This is a genomic window from Kamptonema animale CS-326 (assembly GCF_028330895.1).
GTDB classification, from domain to species: Bacteria; Cyanobacteriota; Cyanobacteriia; order Cyanobacteriales; family Microcoleaceae; genus Kamptonema; species Kamptonema formosum.
In genome coordinates, this window is record NZ_JAQMUA010000400.1 from 26,688 (window position 1) to 33,950 (window position 7,263).

7 protein-coding genes and 1 tRNA gene are annotated in these 7,263 nt (G+C 42.8%); 4 read left to right on the plus strand and 4 right to left on the minus strand.

The window, feature by feature from the left end; translation table 11 throughout:
* Positions 1-141 precede the first annotated feature (141 nt).
* Positions 142-1,515 carry a hypothetical protein gene (locus PN499_RS23755; protein ID WP_272035223.1) on the plus strand — a complete coding sequence of 458 codons (1,374 nt, stop codon included), beginning with the start codon at positions 142-144 and terminating at the stop codon, positions 1,513-1,515.
* A gap of 140 nt (positions 1,516-1,655) precedes the next feature.
* Here PN499_RS23755 and PN499_RS23760 read toward each other — a convergent pair.
* Positions 1,656-1,740 (minus strand) — tRNA-Ser (locus PN499_RS23760).
* A 37-nt stretch (positions 1,741-1,777) separates the two neighbouring features.
* Positions 1,778-2,698, minus strand: a complete 921-nt coding sequence (locus PN499_RS23765; protein ID WP_272035213.1) for a TIGR04168 family protein — start codon at positions 2,696-2,698, stop codon at positions 1,778-1,780.
* A 237-nt stretch (positions 2,699-2,935) separates the two neighbouring features.
* Between PN499_RS23765 and nadA the strand changes: the two genes are divergently transcribed.
* Positions 2,936-3,907: a quinolinate synthase NadA gene (nadA, locus tag PN499_RS23770; protein ID WP_272035215.1), complete on the plus strand. Its 972-nt coding sequence runs from the start codon at positions 2,936-2,938 to the stop codon at positions 3,905-3,907.
* Between the two features lie 187 nt (positions 3,908-4,094).
* Positions 4,095-4,703 (plus strand): TIGR04282 family arsenosugar biosynthesis glycosyltransferase, encoded by a 609-nt coding sequence (locus tag PN499_RS23775; protein WP_272035217.1) that lies wholly within the window; start codon positions 4,095-4,097, stop codon positions 4,701-4,703.
* 318 nt (positions 4,704-5,021) lie between these two features.
* Here PN499_RS23775 and PN499_RS23780 read toward each other — a convergent pair whose 3' ends face one another.
* On the minus strand, positions 5,022-5,168 hold the full coding sequence (locus tag PN499_RS23780; protein WP_272035218.1) for a hypothetical protein: 147 nt from the start codon (positions 5,166-5,168) through the stop codon (positions 5,022-5,024).
* Positions 5,169-5,444: 276 nt separating this feature from the next.
* Between PN499_RS23780 and PN499_RS23785 the strand changes: the two genes are divergently transcribed.
* Entirely contained in the window at positions 5,445-6,524 is a 1,080-nt protein-coding gene (locus PN499_RS23785) for an ATP-binding protein (RefSeq protein WP_272035219.1), read from the plus strand.
* Positions 6,525-6,659: 135 nt separating this feature from the next.
* Here PN499_RS23785 and PN499_RS23790 read toward each other — a convergent pair whose 3' ends face one another.
* Positions 6,660-7,148, minus strand: coding sequence for a DUF29 domain-containing protein (locus PN499_RS23790; RefSeq protein WP_272035220.1), 489 nt, complete (start codon positions 7,146-7,148; stop codon positions 6,660-6,662).
* Between the last annotated feature and the right edge of the window lie 115 nt (positions 7,149-7,263).

Consider the following 7,263-nt stretch of genomic DNA (forward strand, 5'->3'; position numbering starts at 1 on the left):
CACCCGCGTCGTTTCCCTATAAGGGTTAAAGCCTCGCTCGTTTCCCACTTACCGAGTTTTTTTATGACACAATTACTGATGCCCTATAAAAAAAACGCTATCAAAAAAAAATCTGCAAAATTCCGCTGGTTCGACGGTACGATGGCCCTGATCGCCTTAGTGGATTTCAGCTTAGTATTATTTGACTTTAGTTATATCTCTTGGCGGGATTTCTACTTCCGCCAATTTCCCGCGATTACTCAAATTTACGATCCCTATAAAGGAATTGAACCTAACAGAGAAACCCAGAAATATTTAAACACTGTTAATGCCTTAGAAGCTCAAATCTTGCAAACAGGAACTAACTCTTCTGAAGTAAGCAGCTTATTAGAGCAACTTCGTAGCGAAAGCGTGGAAATGGTTAATCAAAATCCTTTTGCAGTAGCCAACAAGAGTGGAACTCTGGAAAAGATCAAAAATCGAATGCGGAATCGGATTCCCAATCCAGAAGACTCTTCCAAAGAAGCATTCAGAAGATTTTGGAGCAGCGAGTATTTAAATACAAGGGGTTGGCCCCAGGAAATCCAATGGTTCAAAAGGGAAATAAAACCTTTAATTGCGACTAATTATTATCGTGGAATTGGCGAAAATGGCGAAGTTATTGAACGGTTTTGGAAAATAGATCGCTGGTTTATCCTGATATTTGGTTTAGAGTTTCTAGGTCGAACATTTTTCCTCAGTCGCCGCTATGCCGGTTTGACATGGCGAGAAGCAATGCTTTGGCGGTGGTACGATATTTTGCTGTTACTTCCTTTCTGGCGGCTGCTGCGCGTTATTCCAGTTATAATGCGCTTGAATCAAGCAAAGTTGCCGGATCTTGAACCTTTACGAACTGTAATCACCCGCGTTTTTATTGGTAGTTTTGCACAGGAACTAACGGAAGTTGTGGTGATTCAAATTATCAATCAGATGCAAGGCTCGATTCGTTCTGGGGAGTTTGCGAAACAGTTATTTCAATCGCAGAAACAGCGCTATAAGGATATTAACGATATTAATGAAATAGAAACGATCGCTACTCGCTTAGTGCAAGTAACTGTTTACAAAGTTCTTCCTCAACTTCAGCCAGATTTAGAAGCGTTGTTGCGGCATAGTATAGAAAGTACGCTTAAACAATCCCCCGTTTATCAAGGATTGCAGCAAGTACCGGGATTAGGAAATTTACCAGAAAAGCTAGCGGAACAGTTAGTTGGAGAGCTATCTAAATTAGCAGCATTTGGGCCTCAAAACGCTTACGAAGCGTTTAAAGCGGCCGCAGACGATCCTGTAGGTACTCAACTTTCTAATCAGCTAGTGCAGCATTTTGGTAAGGCTTTGGGAAGCGAATTACAACAACAGCAAACTTTGCAGGAAATTCAATTACTGTTGTCAGATTTCTTAGAGGAGGTGAAGATTAATTATGTTAAGCAGTTAAGTGAGGAAGATTTTCAGAAAATATTGGCGGAAACTAAGCAATTGCACCAAGCTAATCAAAGGTAGTGGAGTGTTAGATATGGTGCGATCGCCCTTAGTTTACGCAAAAGAGCGATCGCTCACCTTTATCTGATTATGGTACACATTCAAATCGGGTGAAATATCACCAGCTAGCGATCGCGACAAACCAAGCATTAACCTAAAAACGGAGAGGGTGGGATTTGAACCCACGGAACCTTTCAGTTCACTTGATTTCAAGTCAAGCGCATTCGACCACTCTGCCACCTCTCCAGGCGCATCCACTTTATCATATCAGAACACCTCACCATTAACAAACAACTTGCACCATCGGATCGATCCGCCGATATAAAATCTGTTCCAAGGCGACAGCGAAATCATCCCCAACCCAAACCAGAGAAACCTCCGACACTATCCCCCCTTCCAGCAACACCACCGAAAAATTCCGCAGTCGAGTCCTCTCCTCTTCCACAATTCGGGGTACTCTCGCCGCATTCAAATACACCGTCCCCTCAGCGCTTACCTCTACCGACTTCCGCAAAACCTTCTTTGTGTGGCGCAGGTTGTGGTGCATATGACCAAATGTCACCAGCGGAATCTGCTTCCCAGCAGCGCGAGTTTGGGCGATCGCATCTCCAAAATCTGGATCGCCAAAATCCCCCCCTAACGGCTTCCAATCTCTCCCACAGGGATCTTCCGGCGCATCTCCCAAACCAGTTGGCCCAGTGTGACCCAAAAAAATCACGCTTTCACAATCCGCCTCAGCCGCAGCCGCAGCAATCCGCCGCGTAGACTCTGCAAAATTCTCCACCCCAAACCACTCACTGTAAAAATCTGGATACTTCCAATCCGGCCCTCCCCAAGTAAAGGGCCGACCCCCTACCACCGTCACACCCAACTCTGGAAAGTCTCGCTTTCCATACCCAACATGAGCTTCTCCCATTAAATCTAACTGCTGCTGCACCCGATTTTCCTGCTGGCGATCGTAAGGACACTGACTTCTACCCCACTCCGTCGCCGTGTACCAAGCATCGTGATTGCCAAAAACCGCCGCCTTGGGAATATCCAAAGATGCGATCGCCTGTACTACCTCCAGCGACTCATTCCCAAAATCCCCCACAAACAACACCAAATCAACACCTAGATGCTTCAGAGCAACCCCATCCTCAGCTTCCCACTGATCGTGAACGTCCCCCACCACCACAATTTTGATAACCTTAGCTTCATTCATCTGATTCACCATATGCGATCGCTCTCTAGCCCCTTATTAATCCCCTTATTAATCCAGCATAGGAAACCCAGAGCAATTTTTGTACTCCCCCGGTAAGGAAGAGAATTAAAAATTAAAAATTAAAAATTAAAAAATATCAATTTTAATTTTTTTAGCCTCACAGCCATTTTTGGTGAATTCAACTATAATTCAAATACACTTTATTCAGCCCCAACTCACCCCCTAAAGGTTACTACTGTGTTTACCATCGCCGCAACTCAGCCAAATACTCTCATTCCCAGACTACCTCACGACTTGTTTGCAGCCATTAACACCCTCAAACAAGAACTAAACGCCGTCATCCTCGCTCATTATTACCAAGATCCAGACATTCAAGACATAGCAGACTACATCGGCGACTCCCTAGAACTTTCCCGCAAAGCTGCTAATACTAACGCCGATGTGATCGTCTTTGCCGGCGTTCACTTCATGGCAGAAACAGCCAAAATTCTTAATCCGAATAAACTCGTATTACTCCCTGATTTAAATGCAGGTTGTTCCCTAGCTGATAGTTGCCCTCCCGATGCTTTTGCCGCATTTAAAGCCGAACATCCCGACCATTTAGTAATTTCTTACATTAATTGTACAGCCGCAATCAAGGCAATGAGCGACATTATTTGTACAAGTTCTAATTCTGTCAAAATTGTCAACCAAATCCCCAAAAATCAACCGATTATTTTCGGGCCAGACCGCAATCTTGGTCGCTACGTTTCCGAACAAACAGGTAGAGAAATGGTACTCTGGCAAGGCGCTTGTATGGTTCACGAAATCTTCTCAGAAAAGAAGATAGTCCAGCTCAAAATCGAACACCCCGAAGCCGAAGTAATTGCTCATCCAGAATGCGAACCGCCAGTTTTACGCCATGCTAATTATATCGGTTCGACAACGGCATTACTTAAATATTCTCAATCGAGTCTCAGTCAAGCTTTCATTGTTGCGACTGAACCGGGAATTATTCACCAAATGCAGAAAGAATCTCCAGAAAAACAATTCATTCCCGCTCCTCCGACTAATAATTGTGCTTGCAATGAATGTCCGCACATGAGATTAAATACTTTAGAAAAATTGTATCTGGCTATGAAAAATCGCACTCCTGAGATTACCTTAGCTGCTGATATCCAAGCAGCAGCTTTACGACCAATTCAGCGGATGTTGGAAATGAGCGTGTAAAATATATAAAGTTTACAGGGGCTAAATATCCTTTACCCCTAACAAGATTAAATTTTTCCAAAATCCAATAAACTATAGAGTCCGCGTAGGTGTTCGCTGAGCTTGTCGAAGTGCGGACTTTGATTGTGTGCCCGCGTTGCTGCGCGATTTCAATCGCCCTCATAATTTACTCCTAAAGGCGAGTACAATGAAAGAAAAGTTAATCGTTTTTACCCGCTATCCCGAAGCAGGTAAAACTAAAACTCGGCTGATTCCAGTGCTAGGAAAAGAAGGTGCGGCAAAACTTCATCAACAACTGACTGAAGGCACTATTTCCCAAGCTAAGCAACTCAAAAATACTCGCCAACTTTTTGTAGAAGTTTACTTCACAGGAGGTAGCCAGGAACTCATGGAAGCGTGGCTGGGAAATGATATTTTTTACCAAAATCAGGTGACAGGTGATTTGGGTCTAAAAATGGCGGCTGCATTTGAGATGTCTTTTAATTCTGGTGTTGAGAAAGTTGTGCTTATTGGTACTGATTGTCCAGGTTTGAACGCTGATTTAATGGCAAAAGCTTTTAACGAACTTGAAGGTCAAGACTTGGTGCTGGGCCCAGCTTTAGATGGAGGTTATTATCTGATTGGTTTGCGGAGGTTTGTACCAGAAATTTTCATGGGTATTAACTGGGGAACGGCTGAGGTTTTGGCCCAGAGTGTCGCGATCGCACATAATCTCAAATTAGCCATTGCTTATCTTTCCCCACTCGCTGACATTGATCGGCCGGAGGATCTTTCAATCTTGGATTTTGGATATTAGGCTATTACATAAATATTGGCTGATCGTAATGGATGCCAAGCTAAAGTTAGCACAATATTTAATTGTAAATATTTGTAAAAATGCTTGTGTTGGTAAACGGAACATCATAATATAGTAATTGTATTTGTCTGCCTAAAGCTGGTTATCAGTGGGTGGTTGACAGCGCTTGGGACAATCGTCCCAGGCGCGAGGAAAATCGAAAATGACCATCCATCGTATAGAAAAGTTGTAAGAATGGTTGTGCTGGCAAGCAATTAGTAATTGAGTCGCACCCTCGACTAATTGCCGAGGGACGATCGCGCCTTATTTCACTTACAATTATTCCCAATCATCTTCGCACTTGTCAATCAGACATAATATAATAGCAACGGCAACCGCAATTCCTAACGAGGGACACCATTGGTAAATTGCCAGAATACCGCAAGTGAGTTCTAAAGCTTTTTCGAGGTAGTTGAAGTTATTCATGGAAGTACCTTTAGGGACACTTCTATAAAAACGTGGGGTTGACGGACATTTGGGGTTAAAAATATCTCAATTTGTCTGACTTTTGACTGAAAGATGACTGAGTTGTGTGGGTATTGCTAGGACTTACACAGGGAGTCCCAGAAACCGGGTTTTTGAGAGAATCTGTGGGTAACAACGAAGTATTTCCGTCAAAAAACCCGGTTTCTTTGGTTGGGTGCGTAAGTCCTGATTACACAGAATTTCGGTATGATTACGATCAATATTCGCTGATTTTCTATGTCGCGATCGCTCAAAGTTGCCCCAGAGTACATCGAAAAAGTAAAACAAGCTGTCCAACGCAATAGTTTTCCTAGCCAAAATGTTTTGGCAACAGAATTAGAAATGTCTAGAGATACCGTTAGAAAGTTCCTCAACGGCATATCTATTGATTATCTTAATTTTGTCGAAATTAGCGAAAAACTAGGCTTAGACTGGCAGAAAATAGCCTTTAAAGAAGAAATTACACCTCCGCCACCCTCACCTTTTATCATTGGTACTCCCATCACCCAACCGCGCTACTTTTTCGGGCGACAGCGAGAACTAAAACGCATATTCGACTTACTAAAACGCCATCCCCTGCAAAATGCTGCCATTATCGGTAAACGGCGTAGCGGCAAAACTTCTCTGCTGCATTACTTGAAAAACATTACCACCACGCCAGCAACACAGTTGCGCGTCAACCAAAAATCTGACTGGTTGGCGCATCCAGAGAATTACTGCTGGATATTCGTAGACTTGCAAGATGCGAGAATGCAGAGTCGGGAGGGATTTTTAGGCTATATATTAGAATGTTTGGAAATGCCAATACCTAATCCTTGTAATTTGGATAAATTCATGGATGTGGTTAGCGGTAAATTGCAGAAACCTACAGTTATCTTACTCGATGAAATTGGCGTAGGATTGCAACGCTGTCCAGAATTAGATGATACTTTTTGGGAGAGTTTGCGTTCTTTGGCAACTAACTATACTCAAGGTAATTTAGCCTTTGTCTTGGCCACCCCTGAATCACCCATAGAATTAGCGCGTCACACCGGACATACTTCGCCATTTTTTAATATTTTCGGCTATAGCGCGACGTTGGGAGTCTTGACAGAGTTAGAAGCGCGGGAATTAATAGCTAGTTCGCCGATACCTTTTGCTGAGGATGATATAGAGTGGATTTTAAGTCAAAGTAGATGCTGGCCGATTTTGTTGCAAATCCTTTGTCGAGAAAGATTATTTACTTTGGAAGATGGGGAAATTGGCAATAATTGGCGGGAAGAAGGATTACAACAGATACAGCCTTTTATAGATTTATTGGAAAAACCGGGCGGTTGAAACCGCATCTACACAGACAAAACCCGCCTGCGCGGGTTAAACCTCATTTTTTTAGTCCGCGTAGGCGGACTTGGTTTGTGTAGCCGCGATTTCCAATCGCCGGGGTTATTTGCCATGATTATACTCGATACCCAATTAATCGATTAAATCTGATTCAGTTGGTTCGCCAGGAAAAAAATCTTTTTCTAATATCTGCTCTAAATTGTAACAGCATTCTTGAGGAAAACAACTTTTATCTAAGGAAGTTTCCCGAATAGCTAAATCCAGCGCATCGCTGTAAATTTCCACCATCGCATCGTCCAAGTAAAGTTTTAAACTAGGGCTTTCTTTGATAAGTTTCTTAATTTGATAACGTTGTTCATAAATAGTATTCGACCAACTCCGAGAACGCTTACCAGATTGATATTCCCATTTCAGCAGATGCCCGATTAAAACTCTTAAGCGGTTACTCAACTCTCTGCGGTCTTGTCTCCCCAAAGATTCAATCTCCTCAACTAAATTCGGAACATCTAAACTATCCCACGCACCCTCTCGCAAAAGTTTACCTTGCTTAACAGTCCAAGCATAGAAATCGGCTTCGTACAAATCAGCAGATTTAGAGACATTTAATTGAGTTTGGGTCATAGCTCTAGCCTTCTTTCGCCGATTCTTTGATTTTATCCTAAAATGATTATTACGATAAGTAATCGGACATAAATAAATGTAGTCCTCTCATTGCGAGCGAAGCGAAGCAATCGCA

Excerpts from the sequence above, each read along its gene's own strand:
- PN499_RS23755 (WP_272035223.1), top strand. The coding sequence starts at position 142 with ATGGCCCTGATCGCCTTAGTGGATTTCAGCTTAGTATTATTTGACTTT.
- PN499_RS23790 (WP_272035220.1), bottom strand. The coding sequence starts at position 7,148 with ATGACCCAAACTCAATTAAATGTCTCTAAATCTGCTGATTTGTACGAA.
- PN499_RS23780 (WP_272035218.1), bottom strand. The coding sequence starts at position 5,168 with ATGAATAACTTCAACTACCTCGAAAAAGCTTTAGAACTCACTTGCGGT.
- PN499_RS23775 (WP_272035217.1), top strand. The coding sequence starts at position 4,095 with ATGAAAGAAAAGTTAATCGTTTTTACCCGCTATCCCGAAGCAGGTAAA.
- PN499_RS23785 (WP_272035219.1), top strand. The coding sequence starts at position 5,445 with ATGTCGCGATCGCTCAAAGTTGCCCCAGAGTACATCGAAAAAGTAAAA.
- PN499_RS23765 (WP_272035213.1), bottom strand. The coding sequence starts at position 2,698 with ATGAATGAAGCTAAGGTTATCAAAATTGTGGTGGTGGGGGACGTTCAC.